The sequence below is a fragment of the Synergistaceae bacterium genome (genome assembly GCA_017450125.1).
Lineage (GTDB): Bacteria > Synergistota > Synergistia > Synergistales > Aminobacteriaceae > JAFUXM01.
In genome coordinates this window covers 44905-69810 of sequence record JAFSWZ010000025.1, presented here as the reverse complement: position 1 = coordinate 69810, position 24906 = coordinate 44905, and the positions used below count along the sequence as shown (strand labels likewise).

21 protein-coding genes are annotated in these 24906 nt (G+C 54.6%); 6 read left to right on the top strand and 15 right to left on the bottom strand.

The genetic code is table 11. The features are described from left to right. The 11 genes from IJT02_05215 to IJT02_05165 form a co-directional block, all read right to left on the bottom strand. On the bottom strand, nucleotides 1–312 hold the full coding sequence (locus IJT02_05215; protein ID MBQ7544327.1) for a hypothetical protein: 312 nt from the start codon (nucleotides 310–312) through the stop codon (nucleotides 1–3). Between the two features lie 22 nt (nucleotides 313–334). Further along, nucleotides 335–634 carry a hypothetical protein gene (locus tag IJT02_05210; GenBank protein ID MBQ7544326.1) on the bottom strand — a complete coding sequence of 100 codons (300 nt, stop codon included), beginning with the start codon at nucleotides 632–634 and terminating at the stop codon, nucleotides 335–337. A gap of 2 nt (nucleotides 635–636) precedes the next feature. After that, nucleotides 637–951 carry a hypothetical protein gene (locus IJT02_05205; protein ID MBQ7544325.1) on the bottom strand — a complete coding sequence of 105 codons (315 nt, stop codon included), beginning with the start codon at nucleotides 949–951 and terminating at the stop codon, nucleotides 637–639. After that, entirely contained in the window at nucleotides 948–1379 is a 432-nt protein-coding gene (locus IJT02_05200; protein ID MBQ7544324.1) for a hypothetical protein, read from the bottom strand. Before IJT02_05200 ends, IJT02_05205 begins: the two co-directional genes overlap by 4 nt. An 84-nt stretch (nucleotides 1380–1463) precedes the next feature. Then, nucleotides 1464–1766, bottom strand: a complete 303-nt coding sequence (locus IJT02_05195; GenBank protein MBQ7544323.1) for a WXG100 family type VII secretion target — start codon at nucleotides 1764–1766, stop codon at nucleotides 1464–1466. 65 nt (nucleotides 1767–1831) lie between these two features. Continuing rightward, a complete protein-coding gene (locus IJT02_05190) occupies nucleotides 1832–2134 on the bottom strand; it encodes a WXG100 family type VII secretion target (protein MBQ7544322.1) in 303 nt (100 codons plus the stop codon). A gap of 150 nt (nucleotides 2135–2284) precedes the next feature. Further along, nucleotides 2285–2542: a hypothetical protein gene (locus IJT02_05185; GenBank protein MBQ7544321.1), complete on the bottom strand. Its 258-nt coding sequence runs from the start codon at nucleotides 2540–2542 to the stop codon at nucleotides 2285–2287. Nucleotides 2543–2554: 12 nt separating this feature from the next. After that, nucleotides 2555–7054 (bottom strand): type VII secretion protein EssC, encoded by a 4500-nt coding sequence (gene essC / locus IJT02_05180; GenBank protein ID MBQ7544320.1) that lies wholly within the window; start codon nucleotides 7052–7054, stop codon nucleotides 2555–2557. Nucleotides 7055–7064: 10 nt separating this feature from the next. After that, a complete protein-coding gene (locus IJT02_05175) occupies nucleotides 7065–7673 on the bottom strand; it encodes a hypothetical protein (protein MBQ7544319.1) in 609 nt (202 codons plus the stop codon). A gap of 15 nt (nucleotides 7674–7688) precedes the next feature. Continuing rightward, the gene (locus tag IJT02_05170) at nucleotides 7689–8267 is read right to left on the bottom strand and encodes a hypothetical protein (protein ID MBQ7544318.1); all 579 of its coding nucleotides are present in this window, start codon (nucleotides 8265–8267) and stop codon (nucleotides 7689–7691) included. A 21-nt stretch (nucleotides 8268–8288) separates the two neighbouring features. Beyond that, nucleotides 8289–9710 carry a hypothetical protein gene (locus tag IJT02_05165; GenBank protein MBQ7544317.1) on the bottom strand — a complete coding sequence of 474 codons (1422 nt, stop codon included), beginning with the start codon at nucleotides 9708–9710 and terminating at the stop codon, nucleotides 8289–8291. A gap of 114 nt (nucleotides 9711–9824) precedes the next feature. Here IJT02_05165 and IJT02_05160 point away from each other — a divergent pair, with 114 nt between their 5' ends. Then, entirely contained in the window at nucleotides 9825–10388 is a 564-nt protein-coding gene (locus IJT02_05160; GenBank protein MBQ7544316.1) for a DNA-3-methyladenine glycosylase, read from the top strand. 38 nt (nucleotides 10389–10426) lie between these two features. On the opposite strand, the gene IJT02_05155 is transcribed toward IJT02_05160, so the two are convergent. Further along, nucleotides 10427–11059 carry a thermonuclease family protein gene (locus tag IJT02_05155; protein ID MBQ7544315.1) on the bottom strand — a complete coding sequence of 211 codons (633 nt, stop codon included), beginning with the start codon at nucleotides 11057–11059 and terminating at the stop codon, nucleotides 10427–10429. A 19-nt stretch (nucleotides 11060–11078) separates the two neighbouring features. Beyond that, nucleotides 11079–11849, bottom strand: coding sequence for a sulfite exporter TauE/SafE family protein (locus tag IJT02_05150; protein ID MBQ7544314.1), 771 nt, complete (start codon nucleotides 11847–11849; stop codon nucleotides 11079–11081). An 84-nt stretch (nucleotides 11850–11933) separates the two neighbouring features. Between IJT02_05150 and IJT02_05145 the strand changes: the two genes are divergently transcribed. The 5 genes from IJT02_05145 (at nucleotide 11934) to IJT02_05125 (ending at nucleotide 18342) form a co-directional block, all read left to right on the top strand. After that, nucleotides 11934–13154 carry an exonuclease SbcCD subunit D C-terminal domain-containing protein gene (locus tag IJT02_05145; protein ID MBQ7544313.1) on the top strand — a complete coding sequence of 407 codons (1221 nt, stop codon included), beginning with the start codon at nucleotides 11934–11936 and terminating at the stop codon, nucleotides 13152–13154. Then, on the top strand, nucleotides 13151–15562 hold the full coding sequence (locus IJT02_05140) for an AAA family ATPase (GenBank protein MBQ7544312.1): 2412 nt from the start codon (nucleotides 13151–13153) through the stop codon (nucleotides 15560–15562). Before IJT02_05145 ends, IJT02_05140 begins: the two co-directional genes overlap by 4 nt. Beyond that, complete coding sequence (locus IJT02_05135; GenBank protein ID MBQ7544311.1) at nucleotides 15559–16404, top strand: SDR family oxidoreductase; 846 nt, start codon at nucleotides 15559–15561, stop codon at nucleotides 16402–16404. Before IJT02_05140 ends, IJT02_05135 begins: the two co-directional genes overlap by 4 nt. Nucleotides 16405–16505: 101 nt before the next feature. Continuing rightward, nucleotides 16506–17432, top strand: coding sequence for a DUF362 domain-containing protein (locus IJT02_05130; GenBank protein ID MBQ7544310.1), 927 nt, complete (start codon nucleotides 16506–16508; stop codon nucleotides 17430–17432). Next, the gene (locus tag IJT02_05125; protein MBQ7544309.1) at nucleotides 17425–18342 is read left to right on the top strand and encodes a permease; all 918 of its coding nucleotides are present in this window, start codon (nucleotides 17425–17427) and stop codon (nucleotides 18340–18342) included. The genes IJT02_05130 and IJT02_05125 overlap by 8 nt, the downstream gene beginning before the upstream one ends. Nucleotides 18343–18362: 20 nt before the next feature. Here the strand turns inward: IJT02_05125 and IJT02_05120 are convergent, their stop codons facing one another. Both IJT02_05120 and IJT02_05115 read right to left on the bottom strand, forming a co-directional pair. Further along, nucleotides 18363–19850, bottom strand: a complete 1488-nt coding sequence (locus tag IJT02_05120; GenBank protein ID MBQ7544308.1) for an ATP-binding protein — start codon at nucleotides 19848–19850, stop codon at nucleotides 18363–18365. Further along, complete coding sequence (locus tag IJT02_05115; protein MBQ7544307.1) at nucleotides 19847–24898, bottom strand: AAA family ATPase; 5052 nt, start codon at nucleotides 24896–24898, stop codon at nucleotides 19847–19849. Before IJT02_05115 ends, IJT02_05120 begins: the two co-directional genes overlap by 4 nt. Between the last annotated feature and the right edge of the window lie 8 nt (nucleotides 24899–24906).

Sequence of the window (24906 nt, the reverse complement as noted above, 5' to 3'; positions counted from 1 at the left end):
TCAGTTACCCCCTCCCAAGTTAAGAGACCTTGCCCATCTCGCGCCTTCTCTGTCGCTCCAGTCGTAGTTCTTGGCCGCGTCGGACAGGAAAGCCGCGTATCCGTTGAGCGTGCCGTTTATACCCTGATATATGTCCTCCATTGCTATCATCTTCTCGGTCATCAGCGACGGAATGCGCCCGCTGAAGTCCCGTCCCAAACTCTGGAATATATTTGTTACTGCGTTCTGTATGTCAAGAATCGAGTCTGCTTTTGTTCCTATGTCAGAGGCGCGCGCCTCCATTTCTGTTGTTACTGCTAAAATTTTTGCCATTGTCTGCCGCTCTCCTTTCCGCTTACCAGATTACGCTTAATATCTCGCGTGCCGTAAGTTCGTCCGCACTCACGCAGTCCCCCACAAACCCGCGCATATTGTTCAGGGAGCTGATTACTGACTCGTTGAAACGCTCTATACGATCTCTTGACCGCCGGAAACTCTCTGCGTAGGCTCTTTGTGCATCGCTGTCCCAAGCATCTTCCATCGTGTTGACCACGCGGTCTATTGCACCCAGCATATCCTGCTGTTCTGACACGTAATCCAGTGCCCGCTTCGTGCTCTCTTCTACTGCGCTGACGTTTATCACTGTCGTCGGCATAATCACTTCATCTCCCTTGCTTTTGCGGCATACTCGCGGTCTATGCGCTGGTATTCGGCGACGACGCGTCTTATGTAGCTGACTGTCTCGTCGCACGCTTCCTGCCAGCTGTTGAGATCTTTGGTCATCTTCTCGAACTGCTGTTCCAGGGCATCGCGTGTGAGGCCGCGCATTCTTTCGCTGTCGATGGAAGCAGGGTCAAGGTACTGCCGGGCTTCCTCAAGGCTGGCCTTTGCCTGCTGTACACGGCGGATGTCTTCTTCTGCTTCCGCCTCGTTGATTACTATTGTGCCGCTTGCGTCTCTAAGTCCGCTCATCTGAGCACTGCTCCTCTCCTTTTCTGTATCTGGCTTTCTACGTAACCGTCAAGGCTGGCTTTGTCCTTGAACCACGCCGCCGCAAGAAGTTCACCGTCCCCGCGGTTCTCCATGAGCATATACATTTTTGAGGCTTGATAGACTGTCGCGCTGTATCCGTAAGAGTCTATAACCTCGCAGCTGTCCGGGTTTGCGCAGAAGGATACGCATACGCTCAGGGAAAAACTGATGTTCACTCCGTCCCGTGCTGAATCTTCAAGAAGGTTTTTTCGCCGCAGTGTCTTGCGCGCGTCCCGGAGCTCGGCTTCGAACTTGAGGCTGTCCGCAGGGAAATCGTAGACTACGTTGACCAGCTTGCGGATTCTCAGCATCACGGCTGAATAGAACAGCTCCTTCTTGGTAATAAGCAGAAATTTCTTGTCCGGCATACAATCTTCTCCCCTGAAATTGACGAAAAGCAGGGAACAATTCCTGCCCCCTGCCGCTTTATTCTTCCTTTAATCAGAGACTGACTAAGCACCAAGTTCACGAGCCTGTGCGGTCTTCTGCTGCTCCTCGTCCCTCATGTGAGACGCGAAGGTCTTAATCCTGTTTGCGAAATTCCTCATGTCCTCGCTCAAACGCTTGAAGACATCCTTCTTCTTCGTGAAGCTCTCAACGAATGCAGCCTGTGCATCGCCTTCCCAGCCGGATAACAGACCGTTCACCACACCATCGAGCGTAGTTACTACCTCGTCGTTCTTATCTGCCATCTGATTAAGCTGCGCGGCGTTGTCCTCGAGTTCTTCGGGGGTCAAGAGTATTGTATCTGCCATATTTTTCACCTCCTCCTATCTGCTTGCCATGATTCTGACTGACGGCCCGCTCAAGAGCTAATACTTTACTGCTGGATAGCGTCCTTGAACCTTTCACGGCCTGCTACGTCGACATCCTCCATCTTGCCTGAGTACATGTTGAGGAAGTCTGCGAACTTCTGAAGGTCGGGAGCAAACTGCTGGTACATAGGCTTCGCTGCTTCGAAAGCTGCCTCAAAACCTACGCGGGCTTCGCCTTCCCATCCAGTCCTCAGCGTCTCCACCATCTGAGAGATCTTCGAGATGATATCCTGCTGGTCTGTCTGGCACTGGGCGATGCTCTTGGCTGTGCTCCTGAGCGTCTCGTGTGATATTCTGATCTTCGGCATCTAGTTTCACCTCCTTCTTCGTCTTTATTCCGCTGTGTTCCGCTTCATTTACGATGGCATTATTATATCCGCCGCAACCCTTTCGGGCTACATATCCTCACGATAGAATTACGTAGTGTTTCATCGCAATAACTGCGGATAAACGCGCCATCACTGACGGACAACTATTATGCTTCCGTCGAACGCACCGACGTTCAGCAAGGTATCATCTGCGTTCAGTATGCGTCCCCTGTACTCGAGGCGGCAGGCTGTCCAGCCGGAGAATATATCCTCGTGAATGTCCTTGAGAATCAGCATAATCTGTCGGCTGAGCTCGGAGACAGGCATACCTGATGGCAGCTCCATGTCATCATGGAAAGTGCGCTCGTCGTTCGTTACTGTAGCTGTTACTGTATCAGGACCGTTCATCGCCAGCCTCCTTTATGGCATCCCGAACATAAGATTCACAACGCGCCCGCCGTGAATCAGTGCTCCTTCATGAGAACCGAAGGATATGTCATCCTCTCTGTGGAAGGCGTTGAACTCCCTGTACTCCTTGAGAGTTCCGCCGGTTACGACAGCGTTGCCGTACTTCATGAGCTCCGAGTACAGAGGCACATCGCTCATCCCCAGCGTAGAGAGTGCCTTTGACGTGCACACCGCGTAGATGAACATCTTCCTTTCCGGCCCGCCGCGTGCAATGGCCTCCAGAATATCCGCGCTCTCCTGCGTTATGTCCTGATAGAGGTTGTAGAAGTTGTCGAGGCAGATAACTATCCTGTCTTCGCTGTCCTCGCTTCTCTCGGAGTATTCCGCGTCAAGCCCGGCGATAATCTCGTCCATCTCTTCAGGTTTGTGGATAACCTTAGCGTTGGGGCAGAACTTCTCGATGAACGTATCTTCCTCGTAGACGTACAGTCTCGTCTTCGGGTCATCGTTGAGGGCTTTGGCTATCATCGCGAGGATGCTGCTCTTGCCGCCGCCGAACGTCCCGGAGATTATGCAGCCGTGCATTGCTTCGTAGACGAACTCTACGGGCTCGCGGGTGTCCTTCGTCATGCCTATCTGAACGCCGTCCGTGCTGAACGAGAGTTCTTCAGCCCCGACAGGTGCAGTCCTTGCCGCCTCTGCCTCAGCGAGTGAAGCACGTTTGCCCGTCCAGGCTGCTGACATGTCCGCGCACAGTGCCTTGAGCTTGCGGCTTCTCTCGGTTTCTGTCTCGCCCTCAACGCAAAGCGCAGTCTGGTACTCGAGCGCGCCTTTGGTGAAACCTCGCCCGGGATACTTTCCGGGTTCGCTTCTGCCTTCACCGCCGATAAGAGGCCTGTACTCCGTCCTTTCGGTGAGCTGTAGGGTGTGGTTGCTCTTCACGTACTGCGTTATCTTGTACATGAAGCCGCCGCCGCTTCCGGTCGTGATCATCAGGTACACGCCGAGACCTCCGCCGTCTCTCGCCGTAAGGTTGAGAACGTCCATGAGCTCACTGCTCTGTCCACTGACGGAAGCTATGTTGTCGACGATGACGATTATTGCGGGCACGGGCTTCCCTATGGCTTCGCGGTAACTCTCGAGGCTGGCGACACCCTCAGCAGAAAACAGCTTCCTTCTCGTCGCAAGCTCCCTCCTCATGAACTCGGCGGTCTTCTTGACCTTGTCCTCGTCTGTGGGGTCTGCGGCTATTATCGTGTGAGGCAGGGGCTCAAAGGCTTTCAGGATGAAGCTGCCGTAGTCGATGATGACGAAGTTCACCTGATCAGGAGTGTAGCACATCGCCGCGCTCGTCAGCACCGTCTGCAGGAAGCTGGTCTTTCCCGTCGACGGCGCACCGTAAAGCACCTGATGTCCGTTCTTCATGAAGTCCAGAACAAACGGGTACTGTCTCTGCTCTTCAGGAGCATCAACCAGACCTACGGTTACAGCAAGTCCTTTGTTCGCATCATGCCAGGTCTTGGCCTCGCGGTCAAACGCTTCGTGCCCCTTTATGAGGCCGTCGAGTGGAAGCATCAGCGGCAGAGGATCGGTCCAGACGGGGCGTGCGCGCCCCATGTGCTGGGCTTCTGCCGTGCTGATGATCTCCCGTACGATAACGTTGCCTTCGCTCTGCTCGTCTTTGCCTTTCTTGACGGTCTTGCTGTAGATTTCCGGCTTCGTCTTCGTGCCGTCCAGAGCAACAAGCCGTATCTCGCCGATACCCGTCTTCTGACCTCCGCCGGGTCTGTAAGGAGCTTTGGCGTAGAACGTCTGAACCTGCTCGTACACCTCTCCGTTGCCCACCTTGATGTAGGCGCGCCCGGGAGCGGAGATGTTGAACGCGTCTGCTGTGCCCAGAATCTCCTTGCTCTCGCCTGCGTTGGCGGTTCTCAGGCACACGCGGAACTTCGTGTTCGACGACACCTGCCCTTTCACGACTCCCTGCGGGCTCTGCATGGTCAGCGTCATGTACATTCCGACGCTTCGGCCGACGCGCGCGATAGAGACTATCTCGTCGTTGAACTCTGGGTACTGCGTAACAAGCTCAGCGAACTCATCGATGACTATTATCAGGTACGGCAGAGGTTCAAGGCCTGCTTCAGGGTGGCTTTTCTGGTACTTCTGATACGCAAAGATAGATTTCGACGAGAGGAAGTCCGACTGCTCGAAGAGGCGCATCCTCCTGTCCTTCTCGCCCTTGAGGGACTTCAGGCCTCGTATGATGGTCGACGGGTCATTAAGGTTGCTGACTATTCCGGCAATGTGAGGCAGGTCGTGAAGTATGTTCGAGAGGTCGTTACCCTTGAACTCTATTAGCGCGATGTTGACATCTTTGGGCGAAAAGTTCAGCGCGAGAGAGAGCAGCCACGTCGTGAGCATCTCGGACTTTCCGCTTCCAGAAGTACCGGCGGCTATCCCGTGAGGCCCCATAGCTTTCTCGAAAACGTCGAACTTGAACACGTCGCCGTTCTCCTGTATCCCTATCTCTGCCGCGAGGCTTGATTCTGAATGGTTCTTCCCCCAGCGTCCTATGATGTCGAGATCAGCAACAGTGTTCGCCTTGAAGCCCTGCATGAACGTTATGCTTGTCGGCATTCTGCTTCCTCCGCCTGACTGCATCAGCTTGACGGGGGCAAGTGCGCGCGCGAATGCATCCATTATGCTCAGGCTCACGTTGTCGGCAGTGAAGGATGTTGTTGTCGTGCCTTTGCCCGGCTCTGTGGTCTGAATCCTGCCTTCCGGCCCGCAGGTGATCACGCTCTGGCATTCTCCGGGAAGAGAGCCTATATCGCCGTAAACGTAGAGAGCCGCGAACCCTACAGCCGAGCTTGCGGGGAAGAACTGTTCGCCGCTAGCTTCAGTAAGCATTCTGTCAGCGAGTATCAGCACGTAGAACGGAGTAGGCGGGGGAGCGTCCTTGTCCATCCTTTCTCCGGCTTCCTTGCTTCTTGTCCTGAGCATACCTGCGGCCTCGCGGAGCATAATCCTTGCTTCGTCTTTGTCGCAGGCAAGGTAACGCTTCTTCTGCTTGGAGTCCCAGATATGAGGAAGCCAGCGCATCCACTCCCATTTTTCGCGTTCTTCTTTAGGGTAAACGCAGATGAACTTAACGTCGGTGTACGCATGGTGAGTGGCAATGTCCATGATTATCCGCCATGCCGCGCGTATCACGTCGTCCCTTCTGCCGGCGAGTCCTGTTATAGGGTAATCCTTCAGCGAGTGGCACACAGGAACACCGGCAAGCGTCGTGTGTCTGTCCCTTATGGCTTCGGCCTGCGCGATGAACGGGTTATCCTCTACGGACATCTGAGACATCGGAACCTTGATGTGAACGTTAGACGGCACCGAACCTATGCCCAGCCTCACAGAGAGGAAGTCGCTGTCCCTCACGGTACGTTCCCAGAGGCGGCGGCTCACGCTCTCGGCAATGCTCAGGCATTCCAGAGAGCCGGGACTTGCGCCGGACAGTGCAGAGATATACGCTCCCTCAGAAGAGATGATTTCGCTCTCAGTCTGCTCGAGGTACTCGGAATACTTCTCCACAGCAGTGCCGTTGTTCTTCTGCCACTTCTTCATGTTGTTCTTGTTGTTCAGGATCGTCATGATAATCGACATGAAGGACATGGGCACGGAGTACATCAGCATACTGTAATTCTTCATCATGACGGCTATGAAGCCCATGATTGCTACCATCATCACGGGCTGCAGAAGCAGCATGAACCACGAGACGGTGGGTTTCTGGCTGACGGCTGGAGGACTTGCCAGCTCGAACTCTGCCTTGTCCGCACTGCCCCGTATTCGCGGCGACCGCTGGAAGAACGGGTAAGGCTTCTGCTTCTCGGAAGTGTATACGAGAGCGTTTATCTGCGCCGGTGCAAAGTCGATCCCGCCGGGAATGTTCTGGAAGTGTATCATGTCGCCCTGAATGTAGAACGTGTAGCCGCTGATGAAGATTGTTGCTTCCTCCGCCGGAACTTCCTCGTGCGGCATGGCTATATTCCCGCCGACAAAAGTACCGTTGTGGCTCTTAAGGTCCGTGATGAACCAGCGGCCTTCATGCTTCTTCAGTACGGCGTGGCGCGATGATACTCCGCTGTCCTGAAGAGCTATGTCGTTGCTGTTGTACGACCGCCCCAGATGCAGCTCGCTGAACCTGTCGAGGGACAATGAGAAGCTGACAGGGCATCTGGCAGGGTAGACAGCAAGAGTTATCTTTTCAGTAACGGAGATAGTCTCTCCTGCGGACAGCACGCGGTTTGTGGTCTCCTCGTTCCCGAACTTCATGGGCTGCTTCGAGAGTATGTGCACCCCTCCCGGATCGCAGGCCATCACGAGATATTCCGGGCCGAGCGCGTACTTGTCGATGATGATGGTGTCGCTACGTGAGTTGCCGACCGTTACTGTACTGCCCTGCTCAATCTTGCGGGTATGAATCTTGCTGCCGGTATATATAGCTACCAGGTAATCCATAGCCTAACTACTACTCCTCCCAGTAAACGGCTTTTATCGCGTCAACATGCTTCATGACGGCATTGCGGGTTGCGCTTGCGAGAATGCCTCCTGTCGTCCTGTTGTAGCCGCCGATGAAGAAGCCCTTGTACGCCGCCGCCGCACCTTTCGCGACCTGCTTTGACTCGCCGAGCTGGGATGCGGCGTAGACGATGTCGCCGGTTGAGTTGTCGATTACGCGGAGGTCAAGCATAACGTAGGCGGTTTTGGCCTGCGTTGCGAAGCCCAGTATCGGCACTACAAAGCCGCTCCCCTTCTTGCTGTAGTAGTACACCGTGATTGCGCCGGTCATTGAGTACTGTGCACCCTTAATCTTGCCGACCTTCGGGGCTGTTGACGGATCCATAAGGCCGGACTGTCCGAGCTTTATCTCTTCCGCAACATAGTCGAGCCTCTCGCGTTCCATGAGAGAGAAAATCCCCGTCTTGTTCAGCTCCGATACCATCATGTCCATCACTGCACCTGCCGGAGCGTTGCCGTCCTCTGTCTTGTCCTCGAAGGCGCGAATCGCCAGTCTCGGCTTTGCGGCCGCACTCCCTGCCAGTCCGAGCACCAGCAGTACCACCAAAAGTTTACGCATGATTATTCCTCCTCCTTAATACATCTGCTGCATTCCGTCTTCAACGGCGGCTTCTATGCAGTTCATCAATGTTTCGTACTCAGTGTAGCCTACCTGCTTTGCTGATGATGTCCGGCCTCCGAGCTTAGTGCCCCGCGAGGTTACGGCAATCAGCGACACCGACGCAGTACCAGTGTACAGCCCGAACTGGTTCTGCACTGCCTGCCCGGCCTGGACGCGCGCAAGTACCGTTGCCGCCACGCTGTAGCTTGCGTTGAGCTTGAAGATTGCGTTGTAGTTGCCCTGCATCGCGAGCCTGTAGGCCTGAGCTTTCACCGCAGCAGCCCTAGCCGCACGCATCTTCTTCTCGTCGACTACCCTGTAGCCGTGATTGATGAGGGAGTCGATGATCTTCGTCTCCGTTATCCTGACGTGCTGGTCATCATCGCCCTCTACAACTACCGCAATGTCTCCGCGCTTGGGCAGAACTGAGTCAGGAACCTGCGAGACTGCCGGAGCGGGTGATGAAGCCTTGCGTTTCTTCTTTGCCGCTTCAGCTCCGCACGTGAAGATGAGGGTGAAGAGCAGTACCAGAGCAACAACTTTTCTGTTCATGAACGATACCTCCTTAGAGTTTTACCACCATACACGGTTGAGGATGCCTTCAGGCTCTTTCCAGCCCCGTATAGAGTTGTCCGATGTGCTGTCTATCCTGATGTTCATTTCCTTGAGAGATTTCTCCACAGCTCTGACATCCTGCGTATCAGACGGATTGCCGTTGTAGGTTATCGTGATTGTCAGAGCAGGATTGTTGTAGGATAGGGTGATTGTTCCGAGAGTGCCTGCAAGTTTTGCCAGCTCGTTGCGGACACGTTCGACTTCCTTGTCGCTCTTGATGTTGTCGACAAAGACATTGATCACGACAGAAGGAACGTCAGGCTGTACGGCTACCGGCCCTAGAGGCTTGACCCTTGCGCTCACGGTCTGTGCAGTGAGACCGTCAACCTCAACTGTTCCGCCGGGAAGCTGGTAGTCGGAGATGAGTGATGCGACGTTGCGGGCATTCTTCGGGGAAACAAGGTCAAGTTCTGCCAGTTCCTTGCTGTACGACCTCTCGAAGACCTGTCCTGTCTCCTTCAGGTAGGCGGTGAACTGCTCGATGTCCTTGAAGGACGCGTTGGCGAGGTTGATGTTCACGGTAATTCCGCCAAGCGCAGAACCAGCAGAAGCCATCCTGTAGGCTATTTTGTAGATTATCTCCTCTGCCGCCTGACGGATACCCGACCTCAGGATCCCTGCCGCAGAAGAACTCCCCTGCCAGTCCTTAGTTCCGCGAGATATTGTCGTGGAGCTTATCTGGTAGGCTGTCTTGGTGAGGACGGCTTTGACCTGCACGCTTCCGCTGGGCTTGTACATGTGTATGCCGAACCTCTGGGCGTGCGCCGCGCTCGACGAAGCCCGTGCCACTATGATTATGTCTGCCTTGATGGTCTTGGCCGCAGCCGCAACCATTTCGGGGTCGCTGAAAGCCTGCTTCGGGTCAAGGGCAATGAGTGCCTGCGCCTGATCCTTGTCGACGATAAGGTAGCCCGCCTTCTCGAACAGCCGCAGCAACTCCTCCTCGAGCAGAGATGCATTGCTCCCGTCAACTATAACCATGACGCGCGGGTTTCCGAGCATGGAGATGACTTCAGGGCCGAGCACTCCGTCAAAGGCCTTTTCCCCCACAGAACATGATGCCGTGATGTAGAGCGTGTCGCCTTCAACGTTCTCGCTGGTTATCTTGAAGTTCTTGACGAGACTCTGTGCTCTGGCAAAGACCTTGTTCTTCATCTCAGAGCTAGTTTCTCCGGCGAACATATCCATCGCTTTGTCGATGGCATCACGCATCGCCATTTTTCTGGCTTCATCGCGGGCAGCCTGTTTCTTGCCGTCCTTGATGACTGCCTGGCCCTGCGCGTCGTCAATGAAGTATGTGCTCCTCTCCGAGCGTACAGCAGCATACACAGGAGAGCAGGCAAATACAGCTATCAGTACAGCCGCAAAAAGTTTCCTCATGAATACAGCTCCTTTACGAAATTGAGATTGATAAAGATTTTAGCAATAAGCAGGATAAAGAAATTATAATGCACTGCGGGAAATTTACCCAATATACGATAGGAGAATTTACCCGTGCACAAACTTGATAGAGATTTTTACCGCATGGATGCCCTGACGCTCGCACCTGCCCTTCTGGGAAAAGTACTCGTTCATGATGCGGAAGGGGTCATAACTTCCGGCGTAATCACCGAGACAGAAGCATACGTAGGCCCAAAGGACAAGGCTGCCCACACCTACAACGGCAGACGTACCACGCGCACGGAAATAGTCTTCGGGGACGGAGGCTATGCGTATGTCTACCTCGTCTACGGAATGCATTGCTGCTTCAACGTTACCGCAAACATCGCGGGTAAGCCTGAGTGCGTTCTGGTCAGGGCACTTGAGCCGCTGGAGGGAATAGATGTCATGACGGAACGCCGCAGGAACGGGAAGCTGGAGAATCTGTGTTCCGGGCCGGGAAGATTATGCGAAGCTATGGGGATTACGCGCGAACTTTACGGGGAAGACTTGTGCGGAGAAAGGCTGTATATTCTTGAGGGTGAAGCTGTGAGGTACGAGGCCTCGCCGAGAATAGGGATTGATTACGCGGAAGAGTACAGAGATGTGTGCTGGAGGTTCTGTGCTGTAAAAAGTTAGGGAACAGGGACTAACCCCTATCCCCTAGCTCCTGTCTCTTACTCCGGGTCTTTGCCCCAGAGCCCTTTCTTGCCCTCTCTGGCCTCGCGCTGAAAGTGCACGAACAGATTCGCGTACCGTGAGTTAGGCTGAACCGTCATCAGCTGGGCATAACCCTCAAGCAGAAGGCGTGCGTTGAACATCTTTGCACGTATCGCGTCCTCGTCCTCGAGGTCTTTTTTGCTCGGCTCGCTCAGCCACACGTACGCTAACATCCTGTCGTAGCGGTCTTTTGCGCTCACGTCCGTCTGAAGCCACACTATCGCGTTCGTCAGCTGGCTCTTCGTGAAGTCGCTGGCTTCCTTGCCGTAATACTGTACCGGCTTGTTCGGGTGAACGGTCTCAGGCGTGTCGACACCCAAGAAACGTACGCGCTCCTTGAGGAACTGGCTTCCGTCGTCGAAGATGAACGACACAATAGCCGTATCTCCGTCAACAACACGCTCAATCTTTGCCTTGTAGAGAGTGTTGCGGCGAATCTCGAGGGACTCGAGGGCGTTGGGGCCTTTGTGGTAGTGGTATTCTCCCGTTTCCTTGTCGTAATGTCCTCCGTTCTTGTCGAGCTTGCCGGGATGTGCGAACGCAAGAGACGCAAACACCAGCACCAGCATAACAGCTAAAAACTTGCGCATAGAATCAAATCCTTTCGGGTTAAGATAGCAGGTCATAGATCACCCGCACAAAGAACAATAATAGCACCACAAGTATAACAGGCCTCACGATTTTAGCCCCGCCCTCCTCGAAGAATCTCGCGCCGATGTAGTTGCCCGCGATGCTGAAGCACCCGACAATTATCCCAAGAGGCAGAATGACTTTCCCGCCCGTGAAGTAGACGGCAATAGCTGCAATGTTCGTCGCGAAGTTTATTGCTTTGGTTACACCGTTGGCCTTCTGAACGCTCAGCCGTGCCGCACCGGCCATCAGAAGAAGCATGAACGTTCCCGCTCCCGGCCCGTAGAAGCCGTCGTAGAACCCCAGCCCCAGCCCGACCAGCGCGCAGACAATGTACGTCCGGCGCGTTATGCTGTCGCTGTGAGAGCCTTCCTCCTTCAGCAAGTCCTGACTCCTGAAGACGTACCACGCTGTTACCGGGAGGATAACGACCATCATCATGCGCAGAATTGACTCGTCGATGAGCAGGGCAGTCCGTGCACCGAGCGACGAGCCGATTAACGCACATATTATCCCGAGAACAGAGAGCTTGAAGGGCATGTAGCCGTCCCGCATGAACTTCGTGAAGGCTATTGATGTTCCCATTGCGGAGCTGACCTTGTTAGTACCTATCGCGATGTGTACGGGGAAGCCCGCAATCAGAAACGCAGGAAGAGTGATTAACCCTCCTCCTCCGCCGATAGCGTCAATGACTCCGCCGATGAAGATGAGAGGGCAGATAATGAGCAGCTGTGAGAGTTGCCAATCCAATTAAGAATCACCTCATATGCTAGAATTTTGTGTATCTGCGAGAAAATTACAACATTCATCATAATTTGTACAGGTGGTTGACAGATGCACAGAATCCTTCACACGTCAGACTGGCACATAGGACGAAGACTCAAGGATCATGACCGTACCCGCGAGTTCAGGGAGTTCTTCGAATGGCTGGAGAAGACGATAGAACGCGAGAAACCTGATACCCTTCTTGTTGCAGGAGACATCTTCGACAACACGACTCCAAGCATACAGTCTCAGGACATGTACTACTCCTTCCTGAGCACGGCCGCAAAATCCTCCTGCCGGCACATCGTGATAATTTCCGGCAACCATGACTCACCTGCATTTCTCGACGCTCCAGCAAAGATACTTGCACTGAATGACATTCACGTGATAGGACAGGCCAGAGAGAACCCGGCCGACGAAGTAATCACCCTATGCGGCAGCGACAGACAGCCTGAACTTGTTGTGTGTGCTGTGCCGTATCTGAGAGACCGTGATGTCAGAACAGCGCGGAGCACAGAAAACTTCAGCGAGATAGAGCGCGCACTCAGAGCCGGTATAATGTCGCATTACGCGGAGGTCTTCGGGGCGGCGAAAGATTACGGAGTGCCGGTTGTGGCGATGGGACATATGTTTCTGGAAAAGGGAGTAACCATGCAGGACGGCGGAGAACGTTCGCTGTATGTCGGTACGGCAGTTAAGCTCGGCACTGACATTTTCCCTGAATGGGTGAGCTATACCGCGCTGGGACACCTTCACTCTCCGCAGGCTGTGGGGAGGAAGAACATACGCTACAGCGGATCGCCGATCCCTATGACGTTCGGCGAGGCAGAGGGTGCTAAGTCGGTGAGCATTGTTGAGCTCGAGGGGGAAAACCTCGCGGAGGTGAGGGAAATTCCCGTCCCTGTGTTCCAGATGCTCAAGCATGTAGAGGGGAAGACGATGCACGAGCTCGCGGCCAAGATTGACGCTTTGGGCAGCATGAATAAATCTGTGTGGCTTGATGTGAGTTACACAGGCACGGAAGCAGCCTCAAACCTTCAGGAGCGCGTTATGGACTGTGCCGGACGTTATACGTTGCTTGAAGTTCTCGGTGTTCACGACGAGGCAAAGCTGCCGGAACACACAGGAGGCGGTGAGTTCAGCGGCAGGAGGCTTGATGACATTGAGCCGGAAAAAATGTTCGAGCTCCTGATGGACAGCAAGGTAATTGCGCCGGACGAGAGAGAGGAGTTCAGGATAATGTACAGGGAGATACTGCTCATGGCCGAAGCGGAGGTGTCAAGCAAGTGAAGATACTATCCATAGCCCTTAAGAACCTCAACTCTCTGCGCGGGGAATGGCGCATAGACCTGCGGGATAAGGCTTACTGCATGAACGGACTGTTTGCTGTTACCGGCCGGACCGGCGCGGGCAAGACAACTATCTTTGATGCGGTATGCCTCGCGTTGTACGGCAAAACTCCCAGACTGGGCAGCATCAGCGCAAGCACCAACGAAATAATGTCCAGAGGGACAGGCGACTGTTTTGCTCATGTAACGTTCAGTGCGGCCGAAGGAGTCTTTACGTGCAAGTGGGGACAGCACAGAAGCGGCTTCAAGAGCAGCGGCAATCTCCAGACTCCCGAACATACGCTCGAGCACTACGAACCCGGCAAGGCGGAAGGAATCCCCATCACGTCGGGTCATGATGACACAGTCAAGAAAGTTGCGGAGATTACGGGAATGGACTTCATGAGGTTCACGAGGGCGATGATGCTCGAACAGGGGAACTTTGACGTGTTCCTTACGTCGGACAAGAACGGACGCGCAAAAGTTCTCGAGCTGATAACCGGCACGGAAATCTACAGCACAATATCTCGTCTGGTCTATGACCGCAGCAAGGACGAAGCTCAGGCACTCAGGGACAAGAACACCGAGCTTGAGGCAGTGAGGTCAACTTTCGGGGAGAAGCCGGAGGAAATTCTTGTCCCGGAGCTTGAGGCGAAATCAGCATTGCTTGAACGCATAAAAGCTGAGCACAGGAAGACAGAGTCAGAGAGAGACCTTCTGCGGGAGATAGGACGCATGACTACAGACCTTGAGAGATGCCGCGCTGAGTGCGGAAGGCTTCAGGACAGCGTTTCGCAGAATGAAGAGACACTCTCGCGCCTGATGGACTCTGTGCCTGCTGTTGAGGAGGAACTGTCGCGCCTAAAGGGAGGTATCACCGACAGTGCTGATGTTGTGCTCGCAGGGATTCGTGATGCAGTGAGCAGGTACGAGCAGGCAGAACGCGACAAGCTCATCAGCGAAGAAACAGTGAAGCGTGCCGATGATGCCTTACAGAAGGCGCGAGCAGCAACAGCGCATAAAGTAGCAGAGGGCAAGAGGGCACGGGCAATCTTTGACGAGGCAGAACGCCGCCTCAAAGAAGCCTATGACGCAATAGAAGGCATGAGGGCACGAACCAGAGCGGCCGTTCTCGCGGAGACGCAGGCCTTGCTGAAGGACGGCGAACCTTGCCCCGTGTGCGGGTCTGTGGTACATCCCGGCCTCATTCACGGAACAGAAGCCCGCGCAGAAGCTGAGGCACTCTTCAGGCAGACGCAGAAGCTCGAAGAGGACTACAAGAGGCTGGAAGCAGAACGCAGGACAGCAGCAGACGTTCTTGAAGCAGCAAAGAACAGCTGGACAACAGCGTACGGCATAGAGCAGGCGGCAGCACAAGCCCTGACATCATGCAGCGAAGACCTTGCGGCCAAGACGAAGACAGTTTCTGATTCACGGGAAGCCGTCTGCGAAGCAATCCGTCCGCTAGGGATAAGGGGCGCGTCCAGCACAAGAGAGATTATCGGACGGGCGCAAGAGTGGGCAGCCAGTGTTCTCAGGCTCGAGGATCAGCTTCAAGCCTCACGCAGCAGCATAAGCACTCTTCAGGCACTGACAGCCTCAACGAAAGCCAGCCTCGACGGCAAGAACGCAGAGGCAGCGAGAATCACGGCGGAACTTGAGAGCCTCAAAGCCTCTCTGCCGTTGACGGGCACGATTGACGAGACGGAGGCGTTGTTCAGGAAGCAGGAGGAGGAAATCATCACTCTCAGCGGGGAGATTTCGGCACTGTCGCAGAAGCTGGACACTCTGAGAAGACAGAAGGCCAGAGCTGAGGAGCTTTCACGCGAGTGCGAGGCGCAGAAGGTCCGTTCGGAACGCTGGGCGGCATTGAGCGGGCACATAGGCTCTGCCAACGGAGACAAGTTCCGCATCTATGCACAGAAGATAACTCTTGACCTCGTCATCAACAACGCCAATGAATACCTGCGCAGGATGAACGGCCGCTATTCACTGAGGCCAACGCCTGACAACGATAAACTTGAACTTAGCGTGATAGACCGCGAGCAGGCAGGTGAGATTCGCCCGACAGAGAATCTTTCCGGCGGTGAACGCTTCATCGTGAGCCTCGCGCTTGCGCTGGGACTGTCGCAGATTTCCGGGAGCAAGGCACGGGTGGATTCGCTGTTCTTGGACGAGGGGTTCGGTTCTCTGGACGAAGACACACTGAACACAGCACTTGACGCGCTGGCTGAGGTTCGGCGCGAAGGACGGATGATAGGGATAATCTCGCACGTTGCGGCATTGCGGGAGAGGATAGCCGCACAGATAAACGTTATCCCGAAGAACGAAGGAGTAAGTATTCTGGAAGGGCCGGGTGTATCAAGATGAGCATAACAAGAATGATTAAGAGGGCAATCACTCTCTTTAAGGAGGAGAAGCTGATACCGATAGTGAAACCCGTTAGCAGGAGTTCTCTGCTCGAGGGCAGGACGGCTCTCATTACGGGCGGGAGCGGAGGAATCGGGATGGCGATAGCTGAAGCGTTCATGAACAGCGGCGCAGGCGTGATTATTGCCGGTACGAACGAGGAGAAGCTGTCGAAGTGCCTGCGTAAATTACGTAATGGGGGGGGGGGCTCTTGTAAGTCGATTGTGATTAACATGCTGGATGTAAAGTCGATGCAGGCCAAGTTCGCTGAAGCAGTGAGCCTAGCCGAAGGGAACAGGATCGACATTCTCGTCAACTCTGCTGGAGTGTACAACCCCTCGCTGAATGACTTTCTTGAACTCACGGAAGAAGGCTACGACAGCACCATGAACATCAACCTTAAGGGAGTATATTTCATGTGCCAGGCCGCCGCGAAGTATATGATAGAGAACGGCATACGCGGGCACATCCTGAACATATCATCGCAGGCGGAGCTCGAACCCGCCTTCTCTCCGTACAGGCTGTCGAAGTGGGGGGTACGGGCAATAACCTCCGGGCTAGCGAAAGTTCTCCTCCCTCATGGAATAATCGTCAACGCGATAGCTCCCGGGCCTTGTGCGACAGACATGCAGAACTGGCAGGAAGGTGAGAGCATCTATTCTTGGGACAACCCGGCGAAGAGACTTGTGATGCCGGAAGAGGTGGCTGAATACGCGCTGCTTATGGCGAGCGACATGGGCAATATGGTTGTGGGGAGCACGCTTTACATTTCCGGCGGCAGGGGAGTTATTGAGGTGCGGTAGCCAAAGCCGACAAGGAAGATTCAGTGCGATTTACCTATTGAGCTAAAGCACAGTTCATGAGTTATTTTCCGGCCATCCATTTCACGGAAGGAGAAATTCTCATGAAGAAATTTTCGTTAGCGTTCTTGCTGGTGCTCGCACTGGCGGGCTCATCCTTCGCCGCTCCTGCAGTGTACTTCACTAAGGACATCTCGCCCGCCGGACTGATGGCGATCTACGAGCATCTAGGCCGCACACCCGAAGGCAAAGTCGCCGTCAAGCTCAGCACCGGAGAGGCCGGAAATACTCACTACCTCTCACCGGCACTCATCGGCGAGCTCGTCAAGCGCGTCAACGGCACAATCGTCGAGTGCAACACCGCCTACGGTGGCTCAAGGTCAGCTACAGCCCTTCACCGCCAGGTCATCGAGGATCACGGCTTCAACGCGATCGCAAACGTCGACATCATGGACGAAGAAGGTGAAGTGTCCCTGCCGGTAACAGGCGGAAAGCACCTGAAAGAAGACGTTGTAGGCTCGCACTTCAAGAACTATGACTTTGTGCTGGTTCTGACGCACTTCAAGGGGCACGCAATGGGCGGCTTCGGCGGCGCGCTGAAGAACATCTCCATCGGTATTGCTTCACCGCGCGGCAAAGTCATCATTCACACGGCGGGCACTAAGGACAGCGGCTCTATATGGTACGACAAGCAGGATGACTTCCTCGAGTCAATGGCCGAAGCGGCAAAGGCAGTGTCCGACTCTCTCGGCGGCGGAAAGCGCATCATGTACATCAGCGTCATGAATCACCTGTCCGTTGACTGCGACTGCGACGGAAACCCCTCAGCCCCAGACATGCACGACATCGGAATACTCGGCTCGCTTGACCCGGTCGCTCTTGATCAGGCATGTGTAGATTTGGTGTACAAAGCCCCCGACGGCTCATCCCTCATCAAGCGCATGGAATCACGTCATGGCATTCACACAGTCGAGCACGCCGCAGAAATCGGGCTCGGAAGCAGAGAGTATGACTTTGTGAGCGTTGACTAGCATTCTTCGCAGAGAGTTTATTTATCTCTGGTACTACTTCACCGTTCAGCTTGAGCAGATTTACGCTTACTGGCTGGCGGGAATGGCTATAGGCTCGTTCATCTCAGTCTTCGGCAAGGAGAAGATTCACTCACTCTTCGCGTCGATGAACGGGAAGAAGCTGAGCCTGTTCGGGATTGTTCCGGCGTGCGTGCTGGGGATTGCGTCGCCGCTGTGCATGTACGGAACGATTCCGATAGCCGCATCTTTCAGGGAAAAGGGAATGCGTGAGGACTGGTTAGCGTCGTTCATGATGGCATCAGTCCTCCTCAATCCCCAGCTCATCATCTACAGCACTGCACTTGGCCGGACTGCGTTGATTGTGCGCGTTGCGTCGTGCTTCGTCTGCGGAATAGCGGCCGGTCTTGCCGTTCACCTCTACAACAGAATCACGCACAGAGACTTCTTCACGTTCTCCGGCTTCTGGGAGACGCATAACCGCGACACAGACCCCAACATCTTCATCCGCTACATCAAGAACTTCGGGCGGAATGTCCGTGCTACTGGAGGCTATTTCCTGCTCGGAATAGTGCTGACTGCGCTGTTCATGCGTTATGTTCCGGCAGAGAGCTTTGCCCGTCTGTTCGGACGGAGAAACGGCTTCGGGGTCTTGATGGCGGCGACAATCGGCGTGCCCCTGTACGCTTGCGGAGGCGGGACAATACCCCTGCTGATTCAGTGGCTGGCTGACGGCATGAGCATGGCAAGCGCGTCTGCGTTCATGATTACCGGCCCGGCAACGAAGATAACGAACTTAGGCGCGCTGAAGATCGTTCTTGCTGGCTGGAAGTTTGCAGGGTATCTGGCGTTCGTGATTGCGTACTCGCTGCTGAACGGCCTCGCCGTAGAGATTATGCTCCCGGTCTCCTGAAAAGCCGGGAGCTGTCCTGCTTACAGGCACTCCATGATCTCAATGCATATCGCGTTGACCCTCGCGATGTCCTCGTCCGTCAGGTAGTCCGGGTGAGCGTGGGCTACAGGATTACGCGCGCGGGCAAGCTCAAGGAAGCGGGGTCTCCAGTATCCCTCGTAATCTTTGCCCTTGAAGTACTCCGAGAAAATTCCCGGCCAGTACTGGCTGATAATATTCGCAAGCCCCTCGATCGGCAGCACATCCAGAAGGTCAGACTCCACGCCGTACTTCTTCCTGTTGTTGTCCCGGTCGCTGATGTACTGATCTATTTTTGTGGCGGGAATAAGTTTCTTCGCTATCAGGACATCGTCGAGGTTGTGCCTGTCCACGCCGAAATGTTCAGTCAGCTTCTCGCGGACAAGCCTCACTAGGGCAGCCTGTGCTTCGGAGAGCTGAGGCCATATCGGGACATTCAGCTTCTGACACCTGAGGTAATTCAGGAACTCGGGAGAAATTATCGTCCAGAAGCCTTTTGCTTCGTGGAAAATATACCCCATATACTCCGACAGCGTCTGTATCTCCGCAGGAGTTATCTTGTAGCGAGGTCCGACCGCCGCCTGAATCACCAGAGCCGCGCTTTTGTCATCGCACAGGCACTTGAACACTCTGCTGAAGATTCTCAGTATCCCGTCCCTCTCCTGCTCAATCACTTTCTCGACATCCGGCACAGTTCCTTGTTCTCTCATGTCCACGATTCTGTCGCCTATGAGGCTCAGGAGCGCAGGAAAACGCCCCGCTGTCTGGTAGATTCTCTGTCTCGCCTCGACAGTCAGAGGCACGACGTATTCCTCAAGGAGAGTATAGTAATCCTCCATTTCTGCGTCAGAGAACTCGTGCACTCCTATTTCATCGAAGATTGCCCAGAGCGTGGAATTGCCGTAAGCGTTCGTCTCTATACGTTTGATCTGCAGGCGCGAGGTTATCAGGAAGCGTATGCTGAACCTTTCTCCGCTACCGGCCTCCCTGAAGAACTCGTAGTAATGCCTGGCACCGCCGAAGAGCTTTACGGCCGCGTCAAACTCGTCAACAAATATTATTGTCCTCACGCCGAGCTTCTTCAGGCACTTCAGGAACGTTTCAGTGTGTGCCTTGACCTCGCCGTAGGGCAGTGAAGATGCCGACGCAAAGATATCACGCTCCCTGTCGAGAATATGGTGGATGATGCCGCTTTCAGAAGCCATGTCATAAAGCTCGAGCACGCATCCCTTCCAGTACTCCTCGAACGACTCATAAAGCCCAAGGCTGGTCTTGAGAAGCAGTGTGTGCCTGCCGTCAAAGTCCTTCCTCTTCGCGATTCTGTTCAGTGCCTCGCAGGCCGATGATGTTTTTCCCGAGCCCGGCAAACCAACAAGCGATACATTCTTTCCGTCGTCGTACAGATACTTTGCGATCCTGTCGATAAGCTCCGTGCGTCCTATTATCTGCGAGCCGGAAGCCAGCGTCCCAGTTGCGAAAACTCTGCTCAAAGCGATACGCCTCCCTGATAATAATGCTTCAGCCATTCCTCCAAAAGTCCAACGTAAATGCGGTATCTGCCGTCCTTGAAGCACAGAACCTCCCTGTCCACGAGAGCCTGCAGCATCTCGTCGGTCTTCTTCGCGTCCCAGTCCTCCAGCAGGCCGGAGAAGTCCGACACCGATGCCTCATGATCCCCTCCCGCCGACGACGCAACAGCCGCAAGAAGCCTCAAGTTCTCCCTGTCGTGGGCTTCGAGGTGGTCAAGGTCGTTCCCGCCCAGCGAGTCATTGTACATGGGCTGGAAGTGCTGGCGCGATATTCTGCCCGTCCTGAAAGCCTCGTCAGCTACCTTGTCGACAATCTGGGGGCTCACTGAGGAGAGTAGGTTCGCGTTGAGGTAATCTACCATGCAGGAACACAGTATCATGAGCAGGTACGCGCTTCCGTACGTCAGCCGGAAAAGTCTCTCGACTGCTTCGTCGTCAATCTTTACGCCAGCATGTACCTTCTCGAGCGGCTTGCGGATCAGACGCTCCGAATGTTCCGGCTTGAGGTAGCGCACAGGGTAGAGTTCTGTCGCCGCAAGAGCATTGGCGCAAGGGCTCATCTGCTTTAGCTGTGTCATGCTGTCTTGGCCGACTATCACGAGTATCACTTTGTACACTTCGCACATTGCCTTCCAGAAATCCAGCGAAGCGGCATCTACCTTGCCTTCCTTGATGTAGCTGTAATAGTACGTGAACTCGTCAAGGAATATCACGATACTGCAGCCCGGCCTCTCTTCCTCCAAGAAGCTGGTAAACTCCTTCATGAAGGCGTTGAAGACATCAGAGTAATTCTCGTCGTACAGGATGTTGTCAGGGAAAGTTATTCCGCGCCTGCAGGCAGCATCGTACAGCTCATCGTCGTAGTCGAGATCGTCCTGTATCCCGCGCACTATCTGGTGCATCATGCCCCTGTTGAAGCCGCCTTCCCAGCCGTATGACCCGACACTGCCCAGATCCACAGAGAGCGTACGGCCAGCAAACTCCTCCTCTATGCGCCTGCGTATCTGATAAAGCAGCGTAGTTTTGCCGCTGCGCTTCTGCCCGTAAAGAGCTATTGACCTGCCGCGCGTCAGCTTGCCGTCGGAGCACAGCCTGTTCATTATGCCGGCAATGTCATCATCACGCCCGAACACCATGTCAGGGTCATCAACCCCGTGCCCGTTGCTGTAATGCGAGAACGGGTTGGGTATCTCCGTGAAGTTCTCCCTGTAATTCAGCGTCAAAGGCGGCAGGGAAGGCCTGTATTCGCCCTGAGCCGCCTGCACGGGGAGACCGTCCTCCGATGAAGGCATCATGCTGTAGTACTGGTACAAAATCCTGAGCTGAAACTCTATGCTCGTGTCCTCGTAGTTCTCGGGGAGCTCGATGCTCAGTATACACTCGGATCTTGCCCCGCCGGAAATAACGGAATCGATGTCAGTTTTGCGGCACACTACCCCAACAGGAAGGCCGGTAACTTCCGCGCGGACATTCATTGCCTTCTGTCGGGCAAGGCTGTTCTTGACCTCAATGACTGCCGTAACTCTACGATCCTGCCTTATGCACTCGGCGACAAGGCACGACAGCTCCGGCGGAATTGCGTACTGCTGCGACTTCTCGGAGACTGCACGGCGCAGAATGTTATTCAGGACGGGCAAGAAGCACTCGTAGCTGCATCTCGTGGGCTGCTGTACTATCTGGCTTATGCTGCTTCCCGCCGCATTTATGACCTGATCCAGCACGTAGATACGGCTGTCGAAATCATCGAGCTCAACATACCTCTTGAGCTGGGCAAGTATGTTCCGCAGGGCGGAAGCGTAGGCCTTGTCCTTGCCGTAAATGTACCTGTGCCCGTCGATACAGCTTTCCGTCTTGCTGATGGATGAGGACTGCATTATGTCGCCCGTACCAGCTGAGGCAATAGCTTTGGCGAAGTTCTGCTGCCTGTCCTTGAAGAGAGCAAGTTCGCTGGTGAAACGTTCAAGGACTTCCTCGTAAGTAGAGTTAGCGTCGAGACCCAGCTTCCTCAAGAGTTCGCCGGAATATTCAGGGTAAGGGTGGTACAGCAGGATGCTCAGCACCTGGTCAGTGATGGAGCTTCCCCCTGAAGCCGCTACGGAAAGCAGCCCTCCGAAAAATTCATCGAAGTCAACGCTGTCCTTAAGGCTGCTTCTCGAGAGCGCGCGCAGATCCTCAGCTGTCCACTTGTCCCTTTTGCGATCCCAGACGAGCCCGCTGTCGAAGTACGAGCATATGAATATCCGCATCCAGTCTTCAGCTTTCTCGCTGCCGGGACGCTTGAGCATAAGAAGACAGTAATACCGTGCACTGTCGTAATGTTTCTGTTCGAGCTGATGATAGAGCATGTGCTCAAGACCCTTGTAGGCGTTGGCGGTAATAATCTCCTCGCTGAGTTCGGGATAACTGCTCGTCTCTCTAGAATCTGCGCAGGCAAGAAACTTGTACACATACCGCGCAATGGCAAAACATCTCTCGGCTTTGGCTGGGTTTGCGTCGTCAGGTTTGCTCCCTGCGACAAGCGAACGGTACTCCGTCCTGACATCGATCAAGTTTCCGCGCGAATCGTAGTGCCCTTTCTTGTAGCCCGCCTCAGTAACAAACTCTGTGTGAAGTTTCTCGTCAATCGAGATGTAGCGTATCTTGTCCTGAAGGAACGCTGGAAGGAGCGTGAAACTATTGACGGCGGCTTCCTCGTCCGGCTTCTGCGTACCAAGAATGGCCATGAGGTCGGTGTCAGCCCTGAAGGTCGGTATCCGCCGGAGTTCGCGGGCAAGGGAAGCAGCTTCTTCGTTCCGGCCAAGTGCACGGAGCGAGAGTGCCTTGATCTTCTTCAAGCTGGCCTGCAGATTCTGGTAGCCGCTGTTCGGTGTGAGGCTCAAGCCTTCGTCGCATGCAGCAAGTGCCGCCTGAAAATCGCTGTTCCTGTATTGCAGGCGGGCTTTCTTGATGATGAAGGCAAGTTTTGTGTCCAGCTTGTCATCACCGTAAGCAGCAGCAGATTCGTCATATAGCCGCAGAAGTTCCCCGTAGCCTTCGCCGCTCGCTTCGTAGTACTGAATCCAGAAACTGCGCCTCCGTTCGTCGGGAAAAATATCGCCGTACCTCTCGAGGAAGTCCCGTGCCTTGCCGAACAAACTTCGTTCCCTGTAGAGCCCGAGCAGTTCTCCGGCGGCAAGTTCCCGGCTGTCTCCCCTGCTGACTGCCTTGATGTAGAGCTGTTCGGCTTCATCGAAATTCTTGCGGTCAGCTGCTTCCTTCGCGGCAAGGTAGTAATCCTCAGGCGGCGGCGGCGGCGGAACAAACACAGGTCCTGCGGCGGGCGGGGATTTCTTTGCGGTTTCAGGGTCGTAGGGGTCAAGTGCTATGTGTCTGACGTGTACGACTCTGTCTATCCTCATGCCTTCCTTTGCTGACCTGTCGGCGGCATCGTGAGGTGAATCTTCCACGAGCTTGCGTGCTTTATCCAAGACACCGGCGCGCTCCCAATTGCTCAGCTTCTCGTCGGGGAAACCAGCGGCGGCAGAAACGATGTCCTCAGCCTGAACCTGCCCGTTCTTGACGAATGTCCTGACAAACTTCACGGGATGCCCGCCCACTTTTGGGTCATAGACCAGAAAAACATACAGGAGAGGATCAGCGACACCAGAAACCTCGAAGCCGTACTTGCTGCCGTCCGACGAAGAAATTATCCTGCCGGCCATCTTCACTTTGTCGAAAGACTCTATCTTTCCGTCCTCCTCCATGCCGTCGGGAACAGGCTTAGCTTCAGGGAGCGGGCATGAGGCCTTCACGTCATAGGCGGAGATTCTGCCGTCATCCTTTATGCCGAGACGGAACGTTACCTTGAGGCCTGCGACTTCCTGAGTGTTCAGAAGGAGGATTCTGCGAAGCTCAGTGTCGCTCGTCTGGTAGAGGTGAAAGAAGATGTCGTCCCTGTTCAGTGTCTCGGAAAACTCGATGCACCTGCCTGCCGCAGGGCTGTGAATGTGCCCGTAAATACTGTCCCGGTTAAACCAGACTATTTCGCCCTCAAACACTGTGTCTTGGCCGACGGCCTCTTCCTTTGCGTCAAGTTTCTCCTCTGCGCCGGAATGTGCGCTGACATGCGGTTCTGCGGGGGTTGGCTCTGTTTTGCGGACAGCTTCCGGCAGAGCATCGAGCCAGGTTTTAAGGGAGGTGATATTTCTTTCGGACAACAGCTCCTTCTTGTCCTGCCAGCCGGAAAAATTCAGCACTTTCCACGAAATTGCCGCAATGTGAGTGAAACACTCCCTGCGGTAGTCCGCGTCTATCTCTGCGTGAGCGTTCGCTATCACACTCTCGAAGAGGCTCTGCAACACCGGCACTAGATGTTTAGCGTCAAGCCCGGCAACAAACGCAAAGATTCGCGGTGTCATCGACTGATAGGCGGCCTCACGCACCGCATTTTCCGCGACTTTCAGGGAAGGATAGACAGCCATTGCCGTGCCGAAATCCATCACCTCCATGCAGACATCCGCGCTCTCTTCCTTCTTGCCTGCAAGGTACAGCATGAACGCCCAGAACTTTCCGGCGAAAGCATCTGCCCTGTCTTCCTCCCACAAAAGCTGTGCATCACGGATTATCTCTGCCATGCGCTTTGAGTTAGGAGCGTCTTCGTGGTTTCTCACGGCGGACTTGTACTTGTTCATGAGCTTATCCGTCTCGGACTGCGCACCGAATGTCTTGGGCCGGGCTTTTTTGAAGTAAGCGTCTGAGAATACTTCTTCTTCAGGAAGAGCCTTCATCCTGCCGAAACATTCTTCCAGTTCGCCGAGAAACACAGCCGAAGTCTCTTCTGGGACAGAAGGCGCGGCATCACCATCAACGAGCTTTACTCTTGCTACCATCTCGAAGATTACTGCCTCGCCGCCAACTATGATTGAGTCGCCCTTGCCGAGCTCAAGAACTCCCTGTATCTTCTCGTAATCAGGTTTGAGGTAGACTACTACGCTTCTTCCTGCATACATCTCGATAACTTGTCGTTCCATACAACAAC